Source organism: Citrobacter sp. Awk 2, assembly GCF_028069815.1.
Lineage (GTDB): Bacteria > Pseudomonadota > Gammaproteobacteria > Enterobacterales > Enterobacteriaceae > Citrobacter.
Map to the genome: position 1 here is coordinate 1 of NZ_JANEWL010000067.1, position 26,392 is coordinate 26,392.

At 52.6% G+C, this 26,392-nt stretch carries 22 protein-coding genes, 1 tRNA gene and 1 pseudogene; 13 read left to right on the forward strand and 11 right to left on the reverse strand.

The genetic code is table 11. The annotated features are described in order from the left end of the window. The first annotated feature begins 259 nt into the window (after positions 1–259). Positions 260–2,422, forward strand: coding sequence for a TonB-dependent siderophore receptor (locus NNO02_RS15930; RefSeq protein WP_271455222.1), 2,163 nt, complete (start codon positions 260–262; stop codon positions 2,420–2,422). 181 nt (positions 2,423–2,603) lie between these two features. Further along, positions 2,604–3,113, forward strand: coding sequence for a hypothetical protein (locus NNO02_RS15935; RefSeq protein ID WP_271449948.1), 510 nt, complete (start codon positions 2,604–2,606; stop codon positions 3,111–3,113). A 104-nt stretch (positions 3,114–3,217) separates the two neighbouring features. On the opposite strand, the gene foxA is transcribed toward NNO02_RS15935, so the two are convergent. From foxA to NNO02_RS15950, 3 genes are all read right to left on the reverse strand, one after another. Further along, the gene (gene foxA / locus NNO02_RS15940) at positions 3,218–5,326 is read right to left on the reverse strand and encodes a ferrioxamine B receptor FoxA (RefSeq protein WP_271455223.1); all 2,109 of its coding nucleotides are present in this window, start codon (positions 5,324–5,326) and stop codon (positions 3,218–3,220) included. Between the two features lie 121 nt (positions 5,327–5,447). Then, on the reverse strand, positions 5,448–6,431 hold the full coding sequence (locus NNO02_RS15945) for an AraC family transcriptional regulator (RefSeq protein WP_271455224.1): 984 nt from the start codon (positions 6,429–6,431) through the stop codon (positions 5,448–5,450). Positions 6,432–6,546: 115 nt separating this feature from the next. Then, complete coding sequence (locus NNO02_RS15950) at positions 6,547–7,452, reverse strand: LysR substrate-binding domain-containing protein (protein ID WP_271455230.1); 906 nt, start codon at positions 7,450–7,452, stop codon at positions 6,547–6,549. A gap of 109 nt (positions 7,453–7,561) precedes the next feature. Between NNO02_RS15950 and NNO02_RS15955 the strand changes: the two genes are divergently transcribed. From NNO02_RS15955 to NNO02_RS15965, 3 genes and pseudogenes are all read left to right on the forward strand, one after another. After that, positions 7,562–8,188, forward strand: coding sequence for a LysE family translocator (locus NNO02_RS15955; protein ID WP_271455225.1), 627 nt, complete (start codon positions 7,562–7,564; stop codon positions 8,186–8,188). A 217-nt stretch (positions 8,189–8,405) separates the two neighbouring features. Then, positions 8,406–8,663 (forward strand): YjhX family toxin, encoded by a 258-nt coding sequence (locus NNO02_RS15960; protein ID WP_048212521.1) that lies wholly within the window; start codon positions 8,406–8,408, stop codon positions 8,661–8,663. Positions 8,664–8,754: 91 nt separating this feature from the next. Further along, positions 8,755–8,889: pseudogene (locus NNO02_RS15965) on the forward strand (SAM-dependent methyltransferase); the annotation flags it as partial. A gap of 56 nt (positions 8,890–8,945) precedes the next feature. Here the strand turns inward: NNO02_RS15965 and NNO02_RS15970 are convergent. After that, entirely contained in the window at positions 8,946–9,515 is a 570-nt protein-coding gene (locus tag NNO02_RS15970) for a DJ-1/PfpI family protein (protein WP_271449952.1), read from the reverse strand. A gap of 223 nt (positions 9,516–9,738) precedes the next feature. Here NNO02_RS15970 and NNO02_RS15975 point away from each other — a divergent pair, with 223 nt between their 5' ends. The 6 genes from NNO02_RS15975 to NNO02_RS16000 all read left to right on the forward strand — a co-directional run bounded on the left by NNO02_RS15975 (position 9,739) and on the right by NNO02_RS16000 (position 17,039). Then, the gene (locus NNO02_RS15975; protein ID WP_442867916.1) at positions 9,739–10,269 is read left to right on the forward strand and encodes a tetratricopeptide repeat protein; all 531 of its coding nucleotides are present in this window, start codon (positions 9,739–9,741) and stop codon (positions 10,267–10,269) included. Between the two features lie 208 nt (positions 10,270–10,477). Continuing rightward, entirely contained in the window at positions 10,478–12,130 is a 1,653-nt protein-coding gene (locus NNO02_RS15980) for an ATP-binding protein (RefSeq protein ID WP_271455231.1), read from the forward strand. After that, the gene (locus tag NNO02_RS15985) at positions 12,123–12,821 is read left to right on the forward strand and encodes a response regulator (RefSeq protein ID WP_271441880.1); all 699 of its coding nucleotides are present in this window, start codon (positions 12,123–12,125) and stop codon (positions 12,819–12,821) included. Before NNO02_RS15980 ends, NNO02_RS15985 begins: the two co-directional genes overlap by 8 nt. 220 nt (positions 12,822–13,041) lie before the next feature. Next, complete coding sequence (locus NNO02_RS15990; protein ID WP_271441881.1) at positions 13,042–14,130, forward strand: ABC transporter substrate-binding protein; 1,089 nt, start codon at positions 13,042–13,044, stop codon at positions 14,128–14,130. Positions 14,131–14,206: 76 nt separating this feature from the next. Next, complete coding sequence (locus NNO02_RS15995; protein WP_005133551.1) at positions 14,207–15,976, forward strand: ABC transporter permease; 1,770 nt, start codon at positions 14,207–14,209, stop codon at positions 15,974–15,976. Continuing rightward, complete coding sequence (locus NNO02_RS16000; RefSeq protein WP_271455227.1) at positions 15,969–17,039, forward strand: ABC transporter ATP-binding protein; 1,071 nt, start codon at positions 15,969–15,971, stop codon at positions 17,037–17,039. The genes NNO02_RS15995 and NNO02_RS16000 overlap by 8 nt, the downstream gene beginning before the upstream one ends. 166 nt (positions 17,040–17,205) lie before the next feature. Here NNO02_RS16000 and NNO02_RS16005 read toward each other — a convergent pair. From NNO02_RS16005 to proB, 3 genes are all read right to left on the reverse strand, one after another. After that, positions 17,206–17,281, reverse strand: a tRNA-Thr gene (locus NNO02_RS16005). 114 nt (positions 17,282–17,395) lie between these two features. After that, a complete protein-coding gene (gene proA, locus NNO02_RS16010; RefSeq protein ID WP_271455228.1) occupies positions 17,396–18,649 on the reverse strand; it encodes a glutamate-5-semialdehyde dehydrogenase in 1,254 nt (417 codons plus the stop codon). 11 nt (positions 18,650–18,660) lie between these two features. Continuing rightward, on the reverse strand, positions 18,661–19,764 hold the full coding sequence (gene proB, locus NNO02_RS16015) for a glutamate 5-kinase (protein WP_202039385.1): 1,104 nt from the start codon (positions 19,762–19,764) through the stop codon (positions 18,661–18,663). A 289-nt stretch (positions 19,765–20,053) separates the two neighbouring features. Here proB and phoE point away from each other — a divergent pair, with 289 nt between their 5' ends. Continuing rightward, positions 20,054–21,109 carry a phosphoporin PhoE gene (gene phoE, locus NNO02_RS16020; RefSeq protein WP_137384434.1) on the forward strand — a complete coding sequence of 352 codons (1,056 nt, stop codon included), beginning with the start codon at positions 20,054–20,056 and terminating at the stop codon, positions 21,107–21,109. A 56-nt stretch (positions 21,110–21,165) separates the two neighbouring features. Here the strand turns inward: phoE and crl are convergent, their stop codons facing one another. From crl to gpt, 3 genes are all read right to left on the reverse strand, one after another. Then, the gene (gene crl / locus NNO02_RS16025; protein WP_005133595.1) at positions 21,166–21,567 is read right to left on the reverse strand and encodes a sigma factor-binding protein Crl; all 402 of its coding nucleotides are present in this window, start codon (positions 21,565–21,567) and stop codon (positions 21,166–21,168) included. A gap of 57 nt (positions 21,568–21,624) precedes the next feature. Beyond that, positions 21,625–22,869, reverse strand: coding sequence for an esterase FrsA (gene frsA / locus NNO02_RS16030; protein WP_271442038.1), 1,245 nt, complete (start codon positions 22,867–22,869; stop codon positions 21,625–21,627). A gap of 98 nt (positions 22,870–22,967) precedes the next feature. Further along, complete coding sequence (gpt, locus tag NNO02_RS16035) at positions 22,968–23,426, reverse strand: xanthine phosphoribosyltransferase (protein ID WP_048212530.1); 459 nt, start codon at positions 23,424–23,426, stop codon at positions 22,968–22,970. A gap of 261 nt (positions 23,427–23,687) precedes the next feature. Here gpt and pepD point away from each other — a divergent pair, with 261 nt between their 5' ends. Then, on the forward strand, positions 23,688–25,145 hold the full coding sequence (gene pepD, locus NNO02_RS16040) for a cytosol nonspecific dipeptidase (protein ID WP_271442039.1): 1,458 nt from the start codon (positions 23,688–23,690) through the stop codon (positions 25,143–25,145). A gap of 151 nt (positions 25,146–25,296) precedes the next feature. On the opposite strand, the gene dinB is transcribed toward pepD, so the two are convergent. After that, the gene (dinB, locus tag NNO02_RS16045) at positions 25,297–26,352 is read right to left on the reverse strand and encodes a DNA polymerase IV (RefSeq protein WP_271455229.1); all 1,056 of its coding nucleotides are present in this window, start codon (positions 26,350–26,352) and stop codon (positions 25,297–25,299) included. Positions 26,353–26,392: the final 40 nt, after the last annotated feature.

The window sequence follows — 26,392 nt, forward strand, 5'->3', positions numbered from 1 at the left end:
TTCTTTTTCAATGTATTGAAAATTAAATACCTTCAAAAAAAAGACGGTTAAATTGCGGTAAATCGCCTGTAGTTTCTTTTTCATTTTTACGTTTACTACTACAAACGCCCATGATTGAATGATTCTCAATTACACATATGACGCCAGTAACGCTGGTTTACAGATGGATGAATGCAGGGCTGGCAAGCCGGGCAATGAATTGAATCAACCTGTTTCCCTGCCCATTTTTGGCAGGGTCTTTTGCGGAATAAATAAAATAATGGCTGAGTTAACGACTTACTTTTCGGGGATGAAAGGGCGGGCATTGTGCTCTGCTCTCTTTCTGGGCATGACAACAACATCTACGGTATTCGCAGCGGAGAAAGAGACAACTCCGCCTAAAGGGGAAGATACCATCACTGTTCGGGCAGATGCGTCTTCTGCCGATCAGGCCGTAACATCGGGTTACCAACCGCTGAGCTCGTCCACCGCAACGCTGACATCCATGCCATTGTTGGATATTCCACAAGTGGTGAACACTGTCAGCGATAAAGTTCTGGAAGATCAGCATGTCACGACGCTGGACGAAGCGCTGTATAACGTCAGTAACGTTGTGCAAACCAACACATTAGGTGGCACACAGGATGCGTTTGTCCGCCGCGGCTTCGGCGCAAACCGTGACGGCTCGGTGATGACCAACGGTCTGAAAACCGTGTTGCCGCGCAGCTTTAACGCCGCCACCTCACGCGTGGAAGTGCTGAAAGGCCCGGCCTCAACCCTGTACGGGATTCTCGATCCCGGCGGGCTGATTAATGTCGTCACCAAACGTCCGGAAACGCAGTTTGGCGGTTCGATTTCAGCAACCTCCAGCAGCTTCGGCGGCGGCACAGGACAGTTTGACGTGACCGGGCCGATTGAAGGCACGCAGTTGGCCTATCGCCTGATCGGCGAATATCAGCATGAGGATTACTGGCGTAACTTCGGCACGAATCAGAGCACTTTCATCTCCCCGTCCCTGACCTGGTTTGGCGACAACGCCACCGTCAACGTGCTCTACTCACATCGCGACTATAAAGCCCCGTTCGATCGCGGCACCATTTTCGATCTCAACACCAAACACGCGGTGAATGTGGATAGCAAAACCCGTTTTGATGAGCCGTTTAATATCACCGATGGCGAATCAGATCTGGCGCAGTTGAATGCCGAATACCGTTTCAACAGTGAATGGACAGCGAAATTCGATTACAGCTTTAGCCAGGATAAATACAGCGATAATCAGGCTCGCGTGATGGCTTATGATTCTGCCACCGGAAATCTGACCCGCCGTGTAGATGCCACTCAAGGCTCCACCCAGCGCATGCACGCCACACGTGCCGATTTGCAGGGCAACGTCGATATCGCTGGCTTTTATAACGAGATCCTCACCGGTGTCTCTTATGAGAACTACGATCTGCTACGCACCGACATGATCCGCTGTAAGAATGTAAAAGGGTTCAATATTTATAATCCTGTCTACGGTACGTTGGGTAAATGTACTAACGTTTCTGCCGCTGATAGCGATCAGACCATTCAACAAGAGAGCTATTCTGCGTATGTGCAGGACGCGCTGTACCTGACCGATAAATGGATCGCCGTCGCCGGGATGCGTTATCAGTACTACACCGAATACGCTGGCAAAGGCCGTCCGTTCAACGTCAATACCGACAGTACCGACCAACAGTGGGTGCCCAAATTCGGTATGGTTTACAAACTGACGCCGTCCGTATCGCTGTTCGGTAACGTGTCGCGATCCTTCATGCCGCAATATTCTATCGCCAGTTATATTGGCGAACTGCCACCTGAAACCTCAACAGCGTATGAAGTGGGGGCAAAATTCGATATCTTTGACGGAATCACCGCCAATATTGCCCTGTTTGATATTGATAAACGCAATGTGCTGTACAACGAAATGATCAATGGCGAAACCGTGGCGAAAACGGCGGGTCGCGTGCGTTCACAAGGCGTGGAAGTGGATGTCGCCGGTTCGTTGACCACCAACACCAATATCATCGCCAGCTACGGTTATACCGCCGCGAAAGTGACGGAAGATCCTGATTACAAAGGTAAGCCGCTGCCTAATGTACCGAAGCATACCGGCTCATTATTCCTCACCTACGATATTCAGAATGCCTTTATGGGTAATACCCTGACGATTGGCGGTGGGGGTCATGGAGTGAGTCGCCGTTCCGCAACCAATGGCGCAGACTATTATCTGCCGGGCTATTTTGTCGCCGATGCCTTTGCCGCTTATAAAATGAAGCTGCAGTATCCGGTCACCTTGCAGCTCAATGTGAAAAACCTGTTTGATAAGACCTATTACACCTCATCCATTGCCACCAATAATCTGGGTAATCAGATTGGTGACCCACGAGAAGTGCAGTTCACGGTGAAAATGGAATTCTAATCTTCTTCATCCATTAACCCTGCCAATTCTGGCAGGGTTTCCCGCTTACTCCACCATTTTAAGATAATTGCACTTGTGCTGTCGCCGCCCCGTTTATACAAACCTAAAGATCACCTGTAATACGATGACGTTTATTTTGTTATGGGCGACTGGGGACCACAATAATGAATGGGATAACATCATGACTAAAACAAAACTGACGCTGCTATTACCTTTATTTTTAGCTGGCTGTTCAATGAGTGACGGGGAATTAAGAAATACCTATGCTCAGCATTATCAGCAGCCTGCGGCTTACGTTGAAGTCTATAAGCAAAAAATAGCCGGCATGGATATTAATGCGCTGGCGCAATATGCCGCCGCAGAAGATAAGAAAAAAATGCGCGGGCAGCCAAGACTGAAAATTGACGAATTCATTACCATTGAGAACGTTCAGGCGAAAGATAATCGGGTAGTCTACGATTATACGCTTTCAGAACGCTGGCTGGCGCTGTCTGCAGATAAACAGCGCGAGAAGCAGAGTAATATGAATAAAGATTTGATCTACCGAACCTGTTCGTTGGAGACGGTACGTCTGGCGCAGGCAAAAGGGCTGGAAGAAGAACATAACTATTACAGTCAGTATCCTGACAAGTTAGCCTTCACCCTGAGAACCAGCGCGCAGATTTGTATGCAAAACGGTTTTACAAAATAGCCGCACTCACTATGCCTGATGCGCTGCGCTTATCAGGCCTACAATTTGCACGCTACCGTAGGCCGGATAAGGTGCCAGCGCCGCATCCGGCTAAAAAGAGAGACTCAGAATTTCCAGGATACGCTACCAACAATGCTGCGCTCTGCGCCAAAGTAACAATAAGAAAGCGAGTTGCAGGCCGCGACATAGCGTTTATCGGTCAGGTTGTTAACGTTGAGCTGCGCACTCAGTCCTTTTATACCGATGTTCGTTAAGTCATAACCCACCGCCAGATCCACCAGCGTATACGATGGCAGGGTGTGAGTATTCTGGCGATCGCTGGTAATACCATTAACGTAGCGCACGCCTGAGCCCAACGTCAGCCCCTCCAGTGGGCCACTTTTCACATCGTAGCTTAACCAGGTGCTGGCCTGATTGCGCGGTGCATAAACGGCACGCTTACCCTGTTCTTCCGGGCTACTTTTCTTATAGCGAATATCGGTGTAGGTATACGCCGCCTGCAAACGGAAACTGTCCGTCAGTTGGCTAATAGCTTCCAGCTCCACCCCTTCAGATTCAATTTCGCCAATCGAACGGTACGGATCGGTCGGCTCTTCTTTGGTGGCAATATTGGTCTGATTAATGCGGAACACCGACGCGCTAAACTGGCTATTCAACCCTTCCGGTTCATATTTCAGCCCGGCTTCCCACTGCTTGCCTTTCATCGGTTCCAACAGGTTACCGTTCTCATCAGCAAAACTGGTTGGGGTAAAGGCGGTGGAATAGCTGATGTACGGCGCAACACCGTTATCGAACAAATAAAGCAGAGCAGCGCGACTGCTGAAGTTATTTTTGTCCAGATCGCTGCGAGTGCCGTTTTGCTTATCAATATTCGATATGCTCACCTGATCGTAGCGGCCACCGAGCGTTATACGCCAGCGATCCCATGACATCTGATCCTGCAAATAGTAGCCCGTCTGGCGCAACTTGTGCTTCTCGCGCGCATACATATTGATGTAATCCGGCTTCGCCCCGTACACCGGGTTAAACGCATCGATCGGCGGAAATGCCCCGTAATAGCCGGTAGTATTGTTGCTGCGATCCTGATAATCGATGCCCACCAGCAAGCGATGATTGACCTGCCAGGTATCAAAACTACCATCCAGTTGATTATCCAGGGTAATCGCCGACATTTTTTCGTCTGAGCCGGAATAACCGCGATTAAGCTCTGTTTCATTCAACCAGCCCGCCGCATACACCTGGTTCAGTTCAACGTCGGTATGCAAATAGCGTAACTTTTGCCGCACCGACCAGCCGCTATCAAACATGTGCTCAATGTTGTAGCCGACCATATTTTCACGGCGATCGTATTTGTCGTATTCGTCCTCGCCTTCGTAGAAGGTGTTGGCAATCTTCTGCCCATAGTGTGGCACAACGGTGCCGTCATACGGCAGGCCAGAGTGGCTGCCACCTTCCGGGTCACGGTGCAGATAGGCCATCAGGTCAAGACGCGTCTGATCGGTGATGCGCCAGGTCAGACTGGGCATCAGCGCGTAGCGCTCTTCTTTCAACGGGCCAAACTGCGAATCAGCATAGCGCGTCATGCCACTCAGTCGCGCCGCCACGCGGTCGTTATCGTCCAGCGCCCCGGTGACATCAAACGCGGCGCCGCGCTGATTGTTGTTTCCGGCAAACAGTTTCACTTCTCCGCCCGCATCAAACGACGGTTTACGCGATGTCAGCGCCACGATCCCGCCCGGAGAAGATCGGCCGTACAGCACGGAAGCCGGGCCGCGCACCACTTCAATATTGTCGAGAAACCACGGATCGACCACCAGCGAACTGTGCGAATTAGTGTCGCCCATCATTTTCAGGCCGTCGAGATAGACGTTGTCCAGACTACCATCAGAGAAACCGCGCAGCACAATGTAGTCAAAGCGGTTGGAGGCACCAATCTGGTTACTGTACACCCCAGGCGTGTAGCTAACGGCCTGCCGCACGCTGGTTGCACCTTGCTCTTCAAATTGTTCACGGGTAACGATAGAGACCGATTGCGGCGTTTCGATATCCGGTGTGGCAAGCTTGGTCGCCCCACTCTGCATTTGCGAGGTGACAACCACCGTATCGTTTTTTGGTGTTTCCTGCGCCAGCAGAGGAAAAGCCACGCTGCCGGTCACCCATCCTACCAGCAGCGCCAACCGAGTCTTCGCGAACATGAACATCTCCCAAGGCATATCTAATTGTAAATGAGAATTATTGCCATTTTTGTATCAGGAGTCGCTATGCCGAATGCCAGGTTGCGTATGCGCAACGCCAAATTATTAATCTGCCACGCGCATAAAACGGGAAAATGGATTAGCAAAGTTTGAGAACATCACCAGGCGGGAAGCCATAGCGACGACGAAAGGCTGTAGAAAAGTTGGTGGCGTGCTGGTAGCCAGACATCCATGCCGCTTGCTGTACGCTATACCCTTCCAACAAATAGCCACGCGCGCGCTCCAGGCGGCAGTCACGCAGGTAGTCAAACACCGAGCAGCCATAGGCCATGCGAAATTTACTGCGCAAACTGCTGGGGCTCATCGCTGCGCGCTGTGCCAGCTCGTTAAGCGTGTAGTCATTTTCAGGGGTTTGCTCCAACAGGCGACGCACACTTTCCAGCCGTTGCTGCTCGCCACTGGCTGCGAGGCATGTACCGCTCTCTACCTGACAAACACTGAGACCGTGACCAAATAATTGTAAAATCAGTCCTTCCAGCATCAACTGGCGGGAAACCTGGCTGAGCGAGCCCTGCTGCGCATATTGTAATCCGCTGAGTAAAAACCCCGGCACCTGCCAAATAAGCGTTGGCGTCTGGCAGCTTTCCCACTCACGCATAAGGGATTCGAGTAATCCTGTGCGCCATGCCCCGTCAGGATATAACCCAAGTGATAGCGTTCGTAGCTTGCAGTCTGCAGGGTGGCGGGCGCTCATCGCCTGGCGTTCACTCAGACGCGAACTAAACGCCATGCCGGAACGTACCACATGTTCCTGCCCGTTGAGCGTCAGTATCACGCAACCTTCCAGCACCACCAGCATATACAAGGGGCTACTGTGCCGGGAGGTGGTTTCATACGGTTGCAGCACCTGTACATCAGAGTGTGTGACGCACATCCCGCAAGGGAGCATCATCTCCTCGACTTCCCCTTGCAACACAGCACTGGAACACGGAAGACCCGGTTTTTTCGCCAGCAACGGAAAACGGTAATCGATCCCGTAACGCTCACCAAAGTCCCTAAACTCACTGACGGAGAAGGTGCGGGTAAAACGTCCGGATGCATTCTGGGCGGTGGTGTTGTTCATGCTGTCTTCTGCACAGGAAATGGAATTTGCAACGTACGACTGGTGGCAACATTACCATTACCCGCACAACACAACAATAATAATGAGAATTGTTATCAATATGGTGTTCAGCGGGTTATTTCAGCCAGAGCAGTTCTGCCATGTCAGCCTCAGGCACAGCTTCTTTTAACCAGCGATACAGCAACTCAATATTTCGAAGCCGGGTTGACGCTTTTGGCCAGACGAGGTAATAGCCTTCTCCTGTCGCGACCGCCTGTTTAAACGGTAACGCCAGCATCCCGGTCTGAATAGCCGTCAGGCTTAATAGCAGATCGGCGACCGCTACCCCATGCCCGCTCATTGCCGCAAGACTCCCCTGTTCCAGGGTATCGAACACTTTGCCACGTGCCAGGTTCAACGCAGGAAAGACCCCAGTACGCTGCAGCCAGCGACGCCAGTCGCGGCGATCGGCGGAAGGATGAATCAATTCACAGACGGCGATATCACTTTGCACCTGAGCCTGTAACGCAGGCGCGCATACCGGGATAAGCCACTCCTGAAACAGCAAACGGCTGTCCGTATCCTCACCAAAATAACCATTCCCCAACAGGATTGCACAGTCATACGGTTCGCGACTGAATGCGACGGAATCGGTGTCCATCCACACGCTGGAGATTTCAATCACCGGCGTTGGATGGGCTTCCCGGAAATGACGCAGCACATCCAGCAGCCAGCGCATGGTCAGCGTTGAGGGTGCTTTCAACCTCAGCTCATGACTGCTGCTACGGAAAGCATGGCAGGCATGTTCTAAACTTTGAAACCCGACCGTCAGCTGTTGCGCTAACCCTTGTCCTGAAGGCGTTATCTCAATACGGGGGCCGCTACGAACAAACAGTTCGCAACCAAACCAGGCTTCCAGTGTGCGGATATGACGGCTTACCGCACCAGGCGTGACGTTCAGTTGAATAGCCGCTTTACTAAAGGACCCCAGACGGGCAGCAGCTTCAAAAGCTCTCAGGGCATACAGCGGGGGTAGCGTCATCATCGGCTTCTATGTTGAGTTTTACTCACAGTAGAGCGCAGTTTTATTCGTTTTTCAATGTGACACGCAAGCGGAATACTGATGAAAAATAACGTCAGGATCATCAGATATGAATCTCGCTTTACTGGCTGTATACAGCCTCTCAGTGCTAACACTGTTGCTAACGCCTGGCCCTGTTGTGGCGCTGATTACCGCGACGGCGGTACAGTACGGCTATCGCCAGGCCTTTATGACACTATGCGGAACGAACGGTGCTTCATTGCTACTGCTCGCGCTTGCTGCGCTGATGCTGGCGGGGGTGGTATCACTCTCTCCGCTGCTGCTGTGTGTGCTGGGTCTCGCCGGATCGCTGTATATCGGCTATAGCGCGTTTTGCAGCCTGTGGGCAAGAAATCAAGCCGCCCGCGAAGACTCTCGTCAGCCGTCTCATGGGGGATTTATCAACGGTTTTCTGATTGGCGTGTCAAACCCGAAAGATATTCTGTTTTTCGTTTCATTCTTTCCACAGTTCATCACCATTACACATAATTTCGCCACCAGCATGCTGGTACTCACGCTGGTATGGGTCATTTTTGACGTTGCCGTTCTGTCATTTTATATCGTGATTTTCAAGCGCTGGATGCCCACGCGGTTTGTCAGATACAGCGTTTTTATCTCATCCCTGTTCCTGCTGGCGGTAGCGGTGTTTGGCATTATCTACAATGTGGCCGCACTGCGGTTACAGATCACAAATTAGCATCACAAGGGTTCCCCTCGAGGGACTGCCTGTTATCATTCACCATGTAAATACCTTTCAACTCAACCCGAGGCTTTGATGCTGGAGAATGTCATCATCAGATAATCAGTTTGCCGACCTTATCAGGCCGGACTGGTTATCAATGCGCCGAAATCGAATGCGGACACCGCAGTGTGTTTGCACGTTTTGCACATGATGATTAAACAGGTTTCCCAGTATGAATTTATCCCGTCAGGAACAACGTACCTTACACGTTCTCGCCAAAGGTGGCCGAATTGCGCACGTCCGCGATAGCGCTGGTCGCGTCACATCCGTTGAATGCTATAGCCGCGAAGGATTGCTGCTCTGCGACTGCACGCTTGAGGTGTTTAAAAAGCTCAGAACCAAAAAACTGATCAAATCCGTCAATGGTCAGCCCTACCGCATCAACACCACCGGATTAAACAATGTTCGCGCCCAGTTAGATAATCGCTAAGGAGAGAGTGATGGATATTCCCAGAAATTTTACTATTACTGGCATCAAATACCCGCCACGAAAGATATTGCCCAGGCATGCGGGGGCAGTTCGATGGCTGGAGGTGAACCCAAACGATGACTTTACGCAGGAAGTCAGAGAGCAACTGAGGACGTCACCGGGGCGCCATGTCACCTTCACCCGGGAATATCTCGGCTGGGGAGTATTCGCACTCATGCAACGGTAATTTTTTGCAGTCGGTATAGCCGTATGAGTTATACCGACCTGCAAAGCCGGTACCCGTTACTTCATTAATACTTCAACAAATTTAGCCAACCAGGCAGGATGAGCAGGCCATGCCGGCGCGGTTACCAGATTGCCGTCGACGTGCGCCTGGTCAATCCCGATATCGGCATAATGCCCACCGCTCAACCGAACTTCTGGCGCACACGCTGGATACGCGCTACAGGTCCGATTTTCTAACACCCCGGCTGCCGCCAGCAATTGCGGGCCATGACACACAGCGGCGATAGGTTTACCCGCAGAGTTAAAGTCTTGTACCAGTTGAATGACATCCGGATTCAGACGCAAATACTCCGGAGCCCGCCCACCAGGGATCAACAAGGCGTCATAATCCGCCTCGCGCGCATCAGAGAAATTCGCATTCAAGGTGAAGCGATGCCCTGGTTTCTCACTGTAGGTCTGCGCCCCATCAAAATCGTGAATGGCGGTTTGAACATAGTCGCCTTGTTTTTTATCCGGGCAGACGGCATCAACCCGGTGACCGAGCATTTGCAGAGCCTGGAAAGGCACCATCGTTTCATAATCTTCGACATAATCCCCGACCAGCATCAGAATCTTCTTCATGCACATCCCCCACTCACGGTTATTAATAATGAGAAATAACGGCCATCTTTACTATAGTTCACACGACTCAGGACATTACTAAATACCGCAGAACAATCGGCTGGATCAGCGGTGTATTAAAAATAAACGGCAGGTCAATTTATAGGCATCGATAATGAGTAAAGCATGGTCTGCGCGGTTTACAGCATGCAAGAACCTTCACTCATACCGAGAGGACAGGATCATGAAGATGCACGCCATGACGAAAATACTGCCGTTGATTTGCCTGATCTCAGGCGGGCTGCTCTACTCCGCTGCAGCCAGCGCCATGGGAAATGACGATACCACCACACCAACATGCCCGAAGGGTCAGGTTTACGACAACAAAACCCAAAAATGTTTGCCCGAAAAAAGCAGCATGATCGACGATCAGGATAAAACGCAGTATGCGTATCACCTGGCGAAAACCGGCCATTATCAGGATGCCATCAATTTACTCGATACCTTACAGCAGCCCAATACGCGTGAAGCCTGGAACTATCGAGGCTATGCGACGCGCAAGTTAGGGCGTACGGATGAAGGGATAGGTTACTACCAACGATCGATTGCCCTTGATCCGCACTATGCGAAAGTGCGCGAATATCTTGGGGAAGCATGGATGGTTAAAGGCCGCCCCGACCTGGCGAAAGCGGAGCTGGCAACCATTAAGACTATCTGCGGCACCCAATGCGAAGAATATCGCGATCTGAAAGCCGCGATCGACGGACACCCAGAGTCATAGACCGGAAGATCCCAAAAAATCACCGTCAACGATGCGCATTTTCAATGGATACAACCGTTGGAGCGCATCGTCGACATACCGTTTATTGTCTCAGAAATTCGCGGAGAATGTAGGCAGTTCACAACTCTGTCGTCCCTCGATTACGGTTCGTATTTTCGCATGATAGGCTTTTCAGATGACCCTTTCTGCTCTGGCCGCTGCGGACTACATGAAACTTAGATTGTCCTTTCAGGTAAAGCTGTTCCTCTCACTGGTGGCTTTTTCCTGCCTTCTGCTGGCGCTGCTTGGCGTATTGCTGTTTCACTTTATCGACCGCCAGTTGCACCACGATTTAGGCCAACGCGCGCGGGTACAGGCCAGCGAAATTGCCCTGATTCCCGGTCTGGCAGAAAAAGTTCAGCAGCGGGATATTCCCGGTATCGCACAACTGATTCAGCCGCTGCGCGCCGAAAGCGATGCCAGCTATATTGTGATTGGCGATGCGCATGAACAGCATCTTTACCACTCAGAATCCCCGGAGCGCCTTAACCTGCCGATGATCGGCGGCGACAATGCTGACGTACTGAAGGGCAAAACCATAATCACAGTGCGCAAGGGCGGGATCGGTGTCTCGTTACGCAGTAAGGCACCTATTTTCGATAACCATCATCAGGTAATCGGCATTGTCTCCGTCGGTTACCTCACCTCCTACATCGCCAATATCAACGCCCGCCTGCTGTGGCGCACCGGAATGTACGGCCTTGCCCTGCTGCTGCTGCTGTTTATTTTTTCCTGGTTACTGACCCGCACGCTGAAAAAGCAGATGTTCGGCCTGGAACCTAAAGATATCGCCCAGTTGGTGCTACAGCAAAAGGCGTTACTGGAGGCCATGTACGAAGGTGTGTTTGCGGTGAATGCCGATAAGCAGCTAATACTCATCAACCGCGCCGCCAGGGAGATGCTCAATATTCGCCAGAGTGAACAAGCGTTGCTCGGCAAACCGCTGGATGAGGTGATTCAGCTGCCACCGTCGTTTTTCGTGCCAGGCAACACCGCTTATGACAGCCGCCATCACGATCATATTACCGTCCTGAATCAACGGGAAACCATCGTCAACCGCGTGGCTATTGAAGTTGAGCCGGGCACCCAAAGCGGTTGGGTATTCAGCTTCCGCGATAAGAACGATATCAATACGCTCAGCAGCCAACTCAGCCAGGTGACCCGCTATGCCGATAACCTGCGTATCATGCGCCACGAGCAGCTCAACTGGACGGCTACGCTCGTCGGCCTGCTGCAGATGCAGCGCTATGACGACGCGCTGCGTTATATCCAGGTACAGTCAGAGGGGGCCCAGCAGGTGCTGGATTTCCTCTCCAGGCAGTTTGTCTCTCCGGCGCTGTGCGGCCTGCTGCTGGGGAAATATGTCGGTGCTCGCGAGAAAGGTGTTGAGCTGGTTTTCGACCCTGCCTGCCAGCTCTCGCGCCTGCCGGAAGGGCTGAGCGAAACGGAGCTGATGTCAGTAATAGGTAATCTGGTGGACAATGCTGTCGATGCCACGCTGAAAACGCCAGCACGTACCGCGCCGGTGGAAGTGTATATATCGGATCGCAACCACGAACTGGTGATTGAAGTGGCTGACCGGGGCTGTGGCGTTGATGAAGCCATGAAGCCGCATATTTTTGAGCAAGGCTTTACCAGTAAACCCACTGACAGCAGCGAACTCACCGGTGCAGAACATGGTATTGGCCTGTACCTGGTCGCGGGCTATGTTCGTCGGGCCGGTGGCAGCATCGAAATGAGCGATAACATCCCGCAGGGTACCGTATTTTCGGTTTTCATCCCGTTCCAGATTTTACTTTCGACAGGACCTTCCCATGACTGATATCCGCCCTCTTGAGGTTGTTATTGTTGAAGATGAGCCACATCTGGCACAGTTGCATCGGGAGTTTATTGAGCAAAACTTCCATCTGCGCATCGTGGGGATCGCGGGATCGCTGGAACAGGCCCGCGAGCTGATCCTCCGTCATCGGCCGCGCCTGCTGCTGCTGGACAACTATTTGCCTGACGGTCAGGGCGTTGAGCTTATTGATAGCCCGCTGCTCAAACAGTTTGAATGCTCGGTGATATTCATCACCGCCGCCAGCGATATGCAAACCTGCAGCCATGCTATGCGCAGCGGCGCGTTTGACTACCTGCTAAAACCCGTGTTTTCCCACCGTCTGCGGGCCTCACTGGAGCGCTTTATGTTGCTGGTACACACTCTGCGCCAGGTGAAAGTTGTTGACCAACATGCACTGGATAAACTGTTCAATTTACCCGCGGGTGAGGCATCAACCCAGCCATCAACAAAGGGCATTGAGCCTGCAACGCTCGAGCGGGTGAAGCGTATTTTCAGCGAGCATCCTGACACCAGCTGGTCAGTCGAACAGGTAGTAGAAGACGCGGGGATCAGCAAGACCACGGGTCGCCGCTATCTGGAGTATTGCGTGGAAATTGGGTTTGTGGTGATTGAGATTCAGTATGGGAGTATTGGGCATCCGAGGCGGCTGTACCGGAGGGTGGCTCAGGAGTAACAATCACTGTAGGCCGGATAAACGAAGCGCCATCCGGCCTACAACGGCGAGTATTCTATTCTCTCAACCCATCGCCCTCACGGTTTCTATGGTGTTAATTACCGAAACAACGCCAACAATCACATTTCCACCAGCCGGCTCTCTCCCCCCTCTTGTCTCTCCCCTCCCATCCGCTATGTTGACTTTTAGTTCCTTAAATGTAACTAGAAGGTTAATAATAATGGCGAACACATTCCGCATCTCTCTGATCTCTGCTGCTGTTTTCATGTCGTTTTCTGCTCTGTCCGCACTGCCGCAGGGGTATCCGGCTGACTACCAAAAGGTGGTTGATGCCGCCACCAAAGAAGGCAAAGTCGTGGTTTACTCCACAACGGATACCAAAGCGGCTGGGCCGCTGATTCAGGGCTTTGAAGCCACCTATCCGGGCATCAAAGTTGAATATAACGATATGAACAGCACCGAGCTGTATAACCGTTATATCAGCGAACAGGCTGCTGGCGGCGGCAGCGGTGACGTCATCTGGAGCTCCTCCATGGATACCGCGATGAAGCTCGCGACCGACTATGCCATGGAGTATGTTTCAGCAGAGCAGAACCAGCTACCGAAATGGGCTGTTTGGCACAACAAAGCCTACGGCACCACCTACGAGCCGGTGGTGTTTATTTACAACAAGCGCCTCATCCCGGCGAACGAGGTTCCGGATTCTCACACCGCACTGGCCAAGCTGATTGCAGGCCAGGTGGATAAATTCAAAAGCAAAGTCACCACCTACGATATCGAAAAATCCGGGGTTGGCTTCATGCTATCGGTGCTGGATTACAAGGCCGATCCGAACTACTTCAAAACATTGGCCGACGTGGCGAAAGGCGGGTTAGCCGTGCAATCGTCCACCGGTACGATGATGGAGCGGGTTTCATCGGGTGAAAACCTGATTGGTTATAATATCCTCGGCTCTTACGCCGAAGCACGTGCCAAAAACGACCCGTCACTGGGCATTTCCTATCCGAAGGACTACACCCTGGTGCTGTCACGAGTTTCTTTCATCAGCCAGCAGGCAGAGCATAGCAATGCCGCCAAACTGTGGCTGGACTATGTGCTGTCTGAGAAAGGGCAAAACATCCTCGCCAACCAGGCCGATATTCCGTCTATTCGCAACGATATCGAAGGTAAAAATGACATCGACGGTATGACCAAAATGCTGGGTAGCGCGCTGAAGCCGATCCCGGTTGATGAGTCATTACTTGAATACCTGCAACCGAAAAAACGTCTGGATTACATCAAACAGTGGCGTGAAGCCGCGGCCAAATAAGAGCCAGAACCGGGCGCACGGTTCACTGGTGCGCCTGGTGCTCGTTTCCTGAATACGTGTTACCGGATCTCCGCTTATGAATGCATTACGCAGAAAGTGGCAAAGCTTGCCGCGTGGCATCGTCGTGCTGTTAACCGCGCTGGTTATCTACACGCCGTTGTCGTTCATCGTGATACAAAGCTTTTTGTCCGCGCCGTTCTTCTCGCCGGCAAAGGACTGGAGCCTTGAATCCTTTGGCTTTATTTTTACCGACCCCGACTTCTATAAAGCACTGAAAAGCGGTTTTATTCTCGCATTCGGGCTGGTCATTATCGCCATTCCTCTGGGCGGTATACTGGCCTTCCTGATGGTACGTACCGACTTACCGGGTAGACGTCTGATTGAGCCGCTGATCCTGGTGCCTATTTTTGTTTCACCGATGGTGCTGGGCTTTGGCTATGTGGTGGCCGCGGGCCCAGTAGGCTTCCTGTCACTGTGGGCACAATCGCTGATTGGCTTCGTGCCGTGGAATATCTACGACATGTCGAGCATCGTGGTCATTGCAGGGCTGACACACGTACCGCACGCTTATCTGTATATCTCGTCAGCGCTGCGCAGCGTGAGCTCAGACGTGGAGGAAGCCGCGCGTATCTCCGGCGCATCCCCGCTGCAGGTCATGACATCAGTCAGCCTGCCGATGGTTCGCCCATCTATTCTGTACGCCGTGGTGTTGCTGTTTTTCCTCGGTCTGGAAGTCTTTGGTCTGATGCTGGTATTGGGCGACCCGGAAGGCAACATGGTGCTGGCAACCTACCTGTATCAGTTGACCAATAAACTGGGTACGCCGTCGTATCACCTGATGGCGGCAGTTGCCGTGGTACTGATCTGCCTGACCATCCCACTGGTCATGCTACAGCGTCGCCTGATGCGTACCGCTAACCGCTTCGTGACCATGAAGGGTAAAGCCTCGCAGGCCCGCGCGTTACCGCTGGGTAAATGGCGCTGGATAGCGGGTGCTGTGGTTGCGTTTTGGCTGACCATCACCATTGGCGTACCGTTGATGGGCGTGGTGCTGCGTGCGTTTATCTCCAACTGGGGGGTGGGTGTGTCGCTGTGGGATGAGCTGTCCCTCAGCACCTTCCGTACCATCTGGGAACAGCCGAATCTGTTGCGGGCCATCGTCAACTCCATGGCGATTGGCGTGATCGGCGGCGCGCTGGCGGTAGGTTGCTATCTGTTTATCGGTATCGCGATGCATCGCAAGCCGGATAACACCACGCGATTTCTCGACTACAGCGTGCTGGTGCCCCGCGCAGTGCCGGGCCTGCTCGCGGGTCTGGCATTTCTGTGGGTATTCCTGTTCTTACCAATGTGGCTCGATAACGCGCTGAAATCCGGCTGGTTATCCGGTATGCCGTGGTCGCAGTGGTTGCGAGACACTTTGATTGTCTGGCTGCGCTCGCTACGGAGCACCATTTTCAGCGTCTGGCTGGCGTATACGGTGGTGTGGATGGCCTACGGCCTGCGCCTCATCTCCTCAACGTTGCTGCAAGTGGGGCCAGAACTGGAGGAAGCGGCACGCAGCACCGGTGCGACGCGTGGGCAGATTACCCGCCACGTTACCATTCCGCTTTCACGTTATGGGCTGATTGGCTCATGGCTGCTGATGTTCCTGATCTTTGAGCGTGAGTATTCAACGGGCGTCTATCTGCTGTCGCCGGGCACGGAAACCATCGGCTCGATGCTGGTATCTCTGTGGGCGGCAGGTGCTATCGACATCGTCGCCGCACTCTCGTTTATCAATATTCTGTTGGTGGTGGTGGGCTTGGGTATTGCCCTACGTTTTGGAGTGAAATTACATGATTGAATTATCGGTCGAGAACCTGCACTTAACCTACGGTGATAACCCGGTGCTAAAGGGCGTGACCATGGACCTCAAACGGGGCGAAGTGGTTTCGTTACTGGGGCCGTCCGGGAGCGGCAAAACCACCCTCCTGCGCGCCGTGGCTGGGCTGGAAAAACCGACACAAGGGTCAATTACCATCGGCAACAACAAAGTCTACGACGGTACGCCGCGCAGCGAAATCCCAGCCGAGGAGCGTAACCTGGGGCTGGTGTTCCAGTCCTATGCCTTGTGGCCGCATAAAACCGTATTTGAGAATGTGGCCTACCCGCTGAAGTTGCGCAAAGTCTCCACCGCAGAGATCAACCAACGGGTACAGGGGGTGTTGGATCAACTGGGCCTGGGACATCTGGGTAAGCGCCATCCGCATCAACTTTCTGGCGGTCAGCAACAGCGTGTAGCGATTGGCCGGGCGCTGGTTTATAACCCACCCGTGATCCTGCTCGATGAGCCGTTATCCAACCTTGATGCAAAACTGCGGGAAGAAGCGCGCGTATTCCTGCGTGAGTTGATTATTAATCTCGGGTTGTCCGCGCTGATGGTGACGCATGACCAGGGAGAAGCGATGTCGATTTCTGACCGCATTCTGCTACTCAACAACGGCAAAATTGAACAACAGGGTACGCCGCAAGAGATGTATGGTTCCCCAAAAACGCTGTTCACCGCTGAATTTATGGGCAGCAACAACCGTCTGCATGGCAAAGTCACTGAAGTGCGTGACGGCAAAGCACGTATTGAAGGACGTGACTGGGTTCTGTGGGGTCAGGCGGGTGACGGCGTTCAGGTTGGCCATGAGGGCACCGCGGTGATCCGCGTTGAACGTGTGGTGCTGGCCGATAGACCAGGCGAAAACCAGTTGGCTCTCCCGTTGCTCACCAGCATGTATCTCGGTGACCGCTGGGAGTACCTGTTCCGCACCGTCGCTGATGATTTTGTCATCCGCGCCTACGGCAACGAAGTACGCGATCCGCAGCACTGCCACCTGGCGTTACCTGAAAAACATGTTTGGGTGTTCCCAAAATCCTGATGCCAGAAGGGAGCGGCTGTCGCTGCTCCTTTTTCTGCAGGAAGGATAGCGGTAATACAGAAGATATATTTGCGTACAATGAGATGTTGCTCATCGTGCTGATGACATCAAACGGGCTGGGCCTGGTACAGGAAAGGGTAAAAATCAGTCCGAAGAAATAGAGAAATGGTGCCGATAATAGGAGTCGAACCTACGACCTTCGCATTACGAATGCGCTGCTCTACCAACTGAGCTATATCGGCCCTGATAAGGACATGTCCACGAATGCGAACACGGGGTAGAAGGTTAAAACTAACCGGGCGATGCGTCAATGGCCTTGTGAATCAAACGCCTATTTTTGCATCACCCGGTTTCAATTACGCACGAATCGTATCGTCACCAAAGCCAATCCACTTGTAAGTGGTCAGTGCTTCCAGCCCCATTGGGCCACGCGCGTGTAATTTTTGCGTGCTCACGGCGACTTCCGCACCGAGCCCAAACTGACCGCCATCGGTAAAACGGGTCGAGGCGTTTACGTACACGGCGGAAGAATCGACTTCATTCACAAAACGATCGGCGTTGCGCAGCGTACGCGTCAGAATCGCATCGGAATGCTGAGTACCATGCTCACGAATATGAGCAATAGCATCATCCAGGTCGGCAACAATCTTCACGTTCAGATCCAGCGACAAAAACTCATCGTCATACTGTTCCGCTTTTACCGCCACGACGTTTGCCGGTCCGGCCTGCAACACGGCTAGTGCGGCATCATCTGCATGAAGCGTCACGCCGCTTTCTGCCATTTGCTGGCTTAGAGCAGGCAGGAAGCGCTCAGCGATACTCTGATTCACCAACAGTGTCTCGACAGTGTTACACGTGCTCGGGCGCTGGGTTTTGGCGTTGGCGATAATCTTCAGCGCCGGGGCGATCTCAGCCGTATCATCTACATAGATATGACATACGCCAATACCACCGGTGATAACCGGGATAGTCGACTGTTCACGACACAGCTTGTGCAGCCCTGCGCCACCGCGAGGGATCAGCATATCGATGTACTTATCCATCCGCAGCATTTCAGTGACCAGCGCACGATCCGGGTTATCAATCGACTGCACCGCAGCAGCCGGTAAACCACTGGCTTGCAGCGCATGCTGGATCACGGCAACAGTGGCGGCGTTAGTCCGATACGTCTCTTTCCCACCGCGTAGAATCGCCGCATTGCCCGTTTTCAGGCACAACGAAGCCACATCAACGGTGACGTTAGGACGTGCTTCATAAATCACGCCAATCACGCCCAGCGGCACACGGCGACGCTCCAGACGCAGACCGCTATCCAGTAGACCGCCGTCAATCACCTGCCCTACCGGGTCAGCGAGATTACACACCTGACGCACGTCGTCAGCGATGGCTTTCAGGCGTGCCGGGGTCAGTGCAAGGCGATCAAGCATCGCTTCGCTCAGGCCATTTTCACGCGCCTGTTCAACATCCTGTGCGTTCGCGCTGAGGATACTTTCCGTTTGCGCTTCCAGCTCATCAGCAATGGTTTCCAGCACGCGGTTTTTTTCGCGGCTGGAGAGTAGCGCCAGCTTATACGACGCGGCTTTGGCAGCAATGCCCATTTGTTCCAGCATATGCCTGTTCCTTAACGGGTAATCATATCGTCGCGATGGACAGCAACCGGGCCATATTCATAGCCAAGAATAGTGTCAATCTGTTGTGAGTGGTGCCCGGCAATACGGCGTAACGCGTCACTATTATAGCGCGTGACGCCGTGGGCAATATCACGCCCTTCGAGGTTGCAGATGCGGATCACTTCACCACGAGAAAAGTCGCCTGTCACGCTTTTAATGCCTTTTGGCAGCAATGAACTGCCGCGCTCCAGAATCGCCGCGGTAGCACCCTCATCGACGGTAATCTCCCCGGCAGGCGGAGCACCGAAAATCCAGCGTTTACGGTTTTCCAACGGAGAAGCCTGCGCATGAAAACGTGTACCGACGGAAACACCTTCCATCACATCACCAATGACGCCCGGCTTGCTGCCTGCGGCAATAATGGTGTCGATACCCGCGCGGCAAGCCACGTCGGCAGCCTGTAATTTAGTTCCCATCCCCCCGGTTCCCAGACCAGAGACGCTGTCTCCGGCAATGGCGCGCAGCGCATCATCAATACCGTGAACATCTTTGATCAGTTCCGCCTGCGGGTTAGTTCGCGGATCGGCAGTAAACAGACCCTGTTGGTCGGTCAACAGCAGCAGCTTATCGGCACCCGCCAGGATCGCCGCCAGCGCCGAAAGGTTGTCGTTATCACCGACTTTAATTTCGGCGGTCGCCACCGCATCGTTCTCATTAATGACAGGAACGATATTGTTATCCAGCAGCGCGCGTAGCGTATCGCGGGCGTTGAGGAAGCGCTCTCTGTCTTCCATATCCGCACGCGTCAGCAGCATCTGGCCGATATGAATACCGTAAATTGAGAACAGCTGTTCCCATAGTTGAATCAATCGACTCTGCCCTACCGCCGCCAACAGTTGTTTCGACGCTATCGTCGCCGGGAGTTCAGGGTAACCAAGATGCTCGCGCCCGGCAGCAATCGCGCCCGAGGTAACGATAACAATACGATGCCCTGCGGCATGGAGCTGCGCGCACTGGCGAACCAGTTCGACGATATGGGCGCGGTTCAGGCGGCGCGATCCGCCCGTTAACACACTGGTGCCAAGTTTTACCACCAGCGTCTGGCTGTCACTCATGATTCTCTGCCATTCAAAATTGGGGAAAATGATATCAAACGAACGTTTTAGCAGGACTGGCTCCGGTTGCCAACAGCCAGCGCACAAAGCATGAAATTTTATTGCGCAGGATCAGCAAGCGTAGCGGCAGATTTTGACGCATTTATTACAGACACAAAAAAACATTCTTTTTTAAAAATATTCTTACTTTGTCATAAAACGTTCATTGCCAGACGTTAAAAACCTTCCTGTCTTTTAACGGGGATCACACCCAGTAAATATTAGCGCGTACTTTAAATCAGGAATGAAAATGAAAAAGAGCACTCTGGCATTAGTGGTGATGGGAATTGTTGCATCGGCGTCCGTACAGGCGGCAGAAGTCTATAACAAGAACAGTAATAAACTGGACTTGTATGGCAAAGTCAAAGCGATGCACTACATGACTGATTATGACAGCAAAGATGGCGACCAGAGCTATATCCGCTTAGGTTTTAAAGGCGAAACGCAAATTAACGATCAACTGACCGGTTATGGTCGTTGGGAAGCTGAGTTCGCAGGAAATAAAGCGGAAAACGAAACCAATCAGCAAAAAACACGTCTGGCTTTCGCCGGTGTGAAATTAAAAGATTTTGGCTCGTTTGATTATGGTCGTAACCTGGGTGCGCTGTATGACGTGGAAGCGTGGACGGATATGTTCCCGGAATTCGGCGGTGACTCTTCCGCACAGACCGATAACTTTATGACCAAACGTGCCAGCGGCCTGGCCACCTACCGTAATACCGACTTCTTCGGCGTCGTTGATGGTCTGGATCTTACCCTGCAATATCAGGGCAAAAACCAGGATCGCGATGTGAAAAAACAGAACGGCGACGGCTTTGGTACCTCCGTGACGTATGACTTTGGCGGCAGCGATTTCGCTATCAGTGGTGCGTATACCAACTCTGACCGTACCAATCAGCAGAACCTGCAAAACCGGGGTACTGGCGATAAAGCAGAATCCTGGGCGACAGGTTTAAAATATGATGCCAATGATATTTATCTGGCAACGTTCTATTCTGAAACGCGCAATATGACACCTATTTCCGGTGGCTTTGCTAACAAAACTCAGAACTTCGAAGTGGTCGCTCAGTACCAGTTTGACTTTGGTCTGCGTCCATCTCTGGGTTATGTGCTGTCAAAAGGCAAAGATATTGAAGGCGTAGGCGATGAAGATCTGGTGAATTATATCGACGTGGGTGCGACCTATTATTTCAACAAAAATATGTCAGCCTTTGTTGATTATAAAATCAACCAACTGGATAGCAATAATAAGCTCGGCATCAACGATGATGATATCGTCGCGGTGGGTATGGTCTACCAGTTTTGATATAGCATAAAAAAAGCCGGATGAGGTTGCGCCGCCATCCGGCTTTTTTCTGTTCATTATGCCGTTAATTTAACCGGCTCATCCTTAAAGTCGTCAGCAGGCTCCAGCGCCAGATTCAGCGTCGTTAACAACCCACGCAATTTTTCATGAAACTCGCGTAAGGTGTATTCCAGTCGCTCTACCACTTCAGTCTCTTTAATCGGCACAGCTGTCCAGTTGCCGTCTTTATCGAACAAACCAAACTGGTAGCTGTACGTAAAGCGTTTTTCCTGCGCTTCCAGCTCCATCCACCAGCCCCAAAATTCACGTTTCTCTGGCGCCGGTTTCACATTGACGCAAACAGCCAGACAATCGAAAAAGAATCGATTATCTTCGCACTGCCCTTCGCGGATGTATGGGCCAAGCGCGGTGAATTTTTTGATCAATCTGCTTTTCGGGTGTCCACTCGGTAACGTCATTGCGATCTCCTTAGGTGAAGCAACTGTTTTACCAAACCAATAAAATTTAGCAATCTATTAACACAATCTATGATTGATCCACCCGGTAATTTCTTGCAGCGCTTTGTCAAAATTGCGATACACCGGGTTGAACGGAACCTCCAGCAGCTTACCGTCAGAAGATGACGAAGTAATTAAGCGAGACTCCTCTTCCGGACTAAACGGATCGTTTTTCCAGAACCCCGAGAGCATTGGCGTTGGACAGCGACGGCCCAGCAGCCCTTGTACCTTTAATGAATAACGGTTTAGCTCGACGCGAAGTGCTTCATCGGACGCATCGTGCATCCCCAGACGGCTGGCCAGAACGTCAAGATACATTTCCGGTACTGAAGCCTGACGCTGTGGGTCGCTAAGCAGCGCATGGACCACCGGTCCCAGACAGGCCACAGCTTTCAGGCGCGACGATTCAAGATAGGCCAGGCGTACTGCGACGTTAGCGCCAAAGCGAAAACCGAATGCTGCCACACGGGTATGATCAACCCAGGGAATATTTGGCAGCGCTTTTAATACATGTTGATGCAGCAGGCTGGAATCCTGGGTCAATTTCCATTTTGACGAGAATCCGACCGAAGGCATATCCAGCGTCAGCATGGCAATACCACGCGGAGCGAAATAGCGCTCATACAGGGTGTAGTAGTCGGTTTGCATGGAATCCAGGCCGCCGCACATCAGCACTGTCGGGAACGGGCCGTCGCCTTTTGGCATGTGCAGGAAACCGGTTACCGGCGCACCGCCGGCAACGGCAAATTCCATCTCGCGCAGCGTACCTGGCAGTCGTTGGGCCGCCTCTTCGTAAGCGCGGTTGGCCAGGGCCTGCGCCTGTTCTGCCAGCTCATCACCTTTTAAATGCGGGTATGCTGCAATGTTGTACAGCGTGGAGGCATGCAGCCAGTGGCGACCACTCACCTGCGGGTCCTCTTCCATAGACGCTTTCTGTTGCCAGTCCATCGCCTGCTTCGCCCACTCGTAGATCCAGTTCCCACCACGATAGCCAATGACCGTATCGTAGAGCTCTTTATCCGTGCGTTCGGCTTCGCTCATGACGATACGCGCCTGCACTTCAAGGATTTCACGCGGATCGACCCCACGCCAGATCCACATCAGGCGATTCACCATGCGATACCAGTGCGGGATTGTTTTGCCATCCAGAGCGGACTGCACAGACGGTTGCGCGCCGTGGTTAAAACGACGAACCAACGTTGACGTTTCAGGATGTTTGAAGCGGGGTTTAAACAGAACTTCGCTGAGGTTAGCCTGCGACATGATTACGGCCTCCATGAGTACTCACTAAGGCATAGTGTAACCTGACACCGCACAAAAAGAACAACGCCCGGCAGTGCGGGCGTTGAAAACTTTTTAGATTAGCGACCAGAGATCGGCGGAACAAATACCACGCCCATATCCCACGGCTGCTCAATCCAGGTATCCTGCGGGATATCAACCACATAGTCATTCACCAGCGGGCGACCTGCCGGCTTAGCGAAGATAGTGACGAAATGCGCTTTAGGATACATTTCGCGGATAGCAACGGCGGTACCACCGGTGTCTACCAGGTCATCGATCACGATGAAACCTTCACCGTCACCTTCCGCACGCTTCAGCACTTTCAGTTCGCGCTGATTGTCGTGATCGTAGCTGGAGATGCATACGGTATCGACATGACGAATGCCCAATTCACGCGCCAGCAATGCGCCCGGCACCAGACCACCACGGCTAACGGCAATAATGCCTTTCCATTGTTCAGAAGGCATCAGGCGGCTTGCCAGTTTACGTGCATGGACTTGCAACATGTCCCAGGTGACGACGTATTTTTCGCTCATGTGAAGTGTCCCAGCCTGTTTATCTACGGCTAATTAATAAATTGAGGGTGAACCAGGTTGCGCGAGATTATAGAGACCTGACGCACTAAAAACCAGTGTTTCGCGGAATCCGCGCCTCTTTTTGCATGCTTTATACTAGCCGTCAGCGAAGAAAGTGGTATTCTCAATCGCATCGCGCAAGCCTGACTTGTGGTGTTTTTAATTCCGCTAACCCCGTGGCCTGCAAGTCAATTTTGTAGGACATCGCCAAGGAGACTCAACGTGTCTGAACTGTCTCAGTTATCCCCGCAACCGCTGTGGGATATTTTTGCCAAAATCTGTTCTATTCCTCATCCGTCCTACCATGAAGAGCAACTCGCTGAACACATTCTGAGCTGGGCCCAGGAGAAAGGTTTCCACGTCGAGCGCGATCAGGTTGGTAATATCCTGATTCGTAAACCCGCTACCGCAGGAATGGAAAATCGCAAGCCGGTTGTTTTGCAGGCGCACCTGGATATGGTCCCGCAAAAAAATAACGACACCGTGCACGACTTCACCAAAGATCCGATCCAGCCGTATATTGATGGCGAATGGGTAAAAGCCCGTGGTACCACGCTGGGTGCAGATAACGGTATCGGTATGGCGTCTGCGCTGGCGGTACTGGCTGATGACAACGTGGTACACGGTCCGCTGGAAGTGCTGCTGACCATGACCGAAGAAGCGGGCATGGACGGCGCATTTGGTCTGCAGGCGAACTGGCTGCAGGCTGATATCCTGATCAACACCGACTCTGAAGAAGAAGGTGAGATCTACATGGGTTGCGCAGGGGGTATCGACTTCACCTCTAACCTGCCGCTGTCCCGTGAAGCTATTCCTGCTGGCTTCCAGAACTTTAAGCTGACCTTAAAAGGCCTGAAAGGCGGTCACTCCGGTGGCGAAATCCACGTTGGCCTCGGTAATGCCAACAAGCTGCTGGTACGCTTCCTGGCAGGCCACGCCCAGGAACTGGATCTGCGTCTGGTTGACTTCAACGGCGGTACGCTGCGTAACGCTATTCCGCGCGAAGCCTTTGCGACCCTCGCCGTTGCTGCCGATAAAGTTGATGCGTTAAAAGCGTTGGTCAGCACGTATCAGGAGATCCTGAAAAACGAGCTGGAAGCCAAAGAGAAGAATCTGGCGCTGCTGCTGGATGCCGTCAGCAACGACAAAGCCGCACTGACTACCCAGTCTCGCGATAGCTTCATTCGTCTGCTGAACGCGACGCCAAACGGTGTAATCCGCAATTCCGACGTGGCAAAAGGCGTCGTAGAAACCTCGCTGAACGTTGGCGTTGTGACCATGACTGACGATAATGTACAGATTCACTGCCTGGTTCGTTCGCTGATCGACAGCGGTAAAGACTACGTGGTAAGCATGCTGGATTCCCTGGGCAAGCTGGCTGGCGCGAAAACGGAAGCCAAAGGTGCGTATCCTGGCTGGCAGCCGGATGCAAACTCACCGGTTATGCACCTGGTGCGTGAAACCTATCAGCGTCTGTTCAACAAGACGCCGAATATCCAGATTATCCACGCAGGTCTGGAATGCGGTCTGTTCAAGAAACCGTATCCGGATATGGACATGGTTTCCATTGGGCCGACTATCACCGGTCCGCACTCTCCGGATGAGCAGGTTCATATTGAAAGCGTCGGTCATTACTGGACGCTTCTGACCGAGCTGCTGAAGTCTATTCCCGCGAAGTAAGTCTCTGCAATAAATGCCGGATGGCGCTGCGCTTATCCGGCCTACGCGCTGGTTTGTAGGCTGGATAAGGCATTTACGTCGCCATCCGGCCTGCACGCTGATTTGTAGGCCGGATAAGGCATTTACGCCGCCATCCGGCAATACGTTAGCGTCAAATCCCCAACAGTAGCTGTCTTTCCATCTGCGGATCCAGCAGCGTTACGTGTAATCCCACCAGCCTTACCCCGCGCCCTCCCCGACGTTCATTCCAGGTATTGCGCGCCGTCGCGATCAGATCCTCTTTATTTAAGCGCGGCCAGACGTGTTCCTGCGTCGTCTGCTGAAAATCATTAAACTTTAACTTCACCCCCTGACGGGCGATGAAGAGATCAGGTTTAACCTTTGCCAGCCGCCGCTCCAGTTCCGGGTAGAGTCGCTCAATAATCGCCTCACACTCCGACCATTCATGAATATCTTCCGCCAGCGTGCGCTCGACACCGACTGACTTTCGCAGCCTGTCGTTATTCACATCGCGTTCATCAATACCCTGACTACGTTCCCACAGCACACGACCAAACTTACCAAACCGCTTAAGCAGCAGGGCCAGATCGTATTTTTGAACATCTTCACAGGTCCGCAATCCCATCGATTCCAGTTTCGCGGCAGAGACTTTGCCGACGCCGGGTATTTTCCCCAACGGTAACGTTCTGAGGAATTCGGGAACATCCGCGGGAGTAATCACATATTGCCCGTTGGGTTTATTCAGGTCGGAGGCGATTTTGGCCAGAAATTTAACCGGAGCAACCCCCGCAGAAGCGGTTAGCTGTAGTTCGTTGAAAATCGTCTGACGGATCTCTTGTGCTATCAGCGTGGCCGAGCCGTGGCAGTGCGGACTGTCGGTCACATCAAGATAGGCTTCATCCAGCGAAAGGGGTTCGATGAGCGAAGTGTAGCGAGAGAAGATGGCCTGAATCTGGCGAGAGGCCTCTTTATATGCGTCGTAACGGCCGGGTAATAAGGTGAGATGCGGGCACAGTTTTAGCGCCATTCCTGTAGGCATTGCGCTACGCACACCAAACTTTCGTGCCGGGTAATTGGCGGTGCTGATGACACCCCGGCGTTCGCGACTGCCACCAATAGCAATGGGGATGTCGCGCAGGGCCGGGTTATCACGCATTTCCACCGCCGCGAAAAAGCAGTCCATATCGACATGTATGATTTTGCGCATCGCTCGCCTCCCACAACACTGTTTAAGTATACAGTATTTT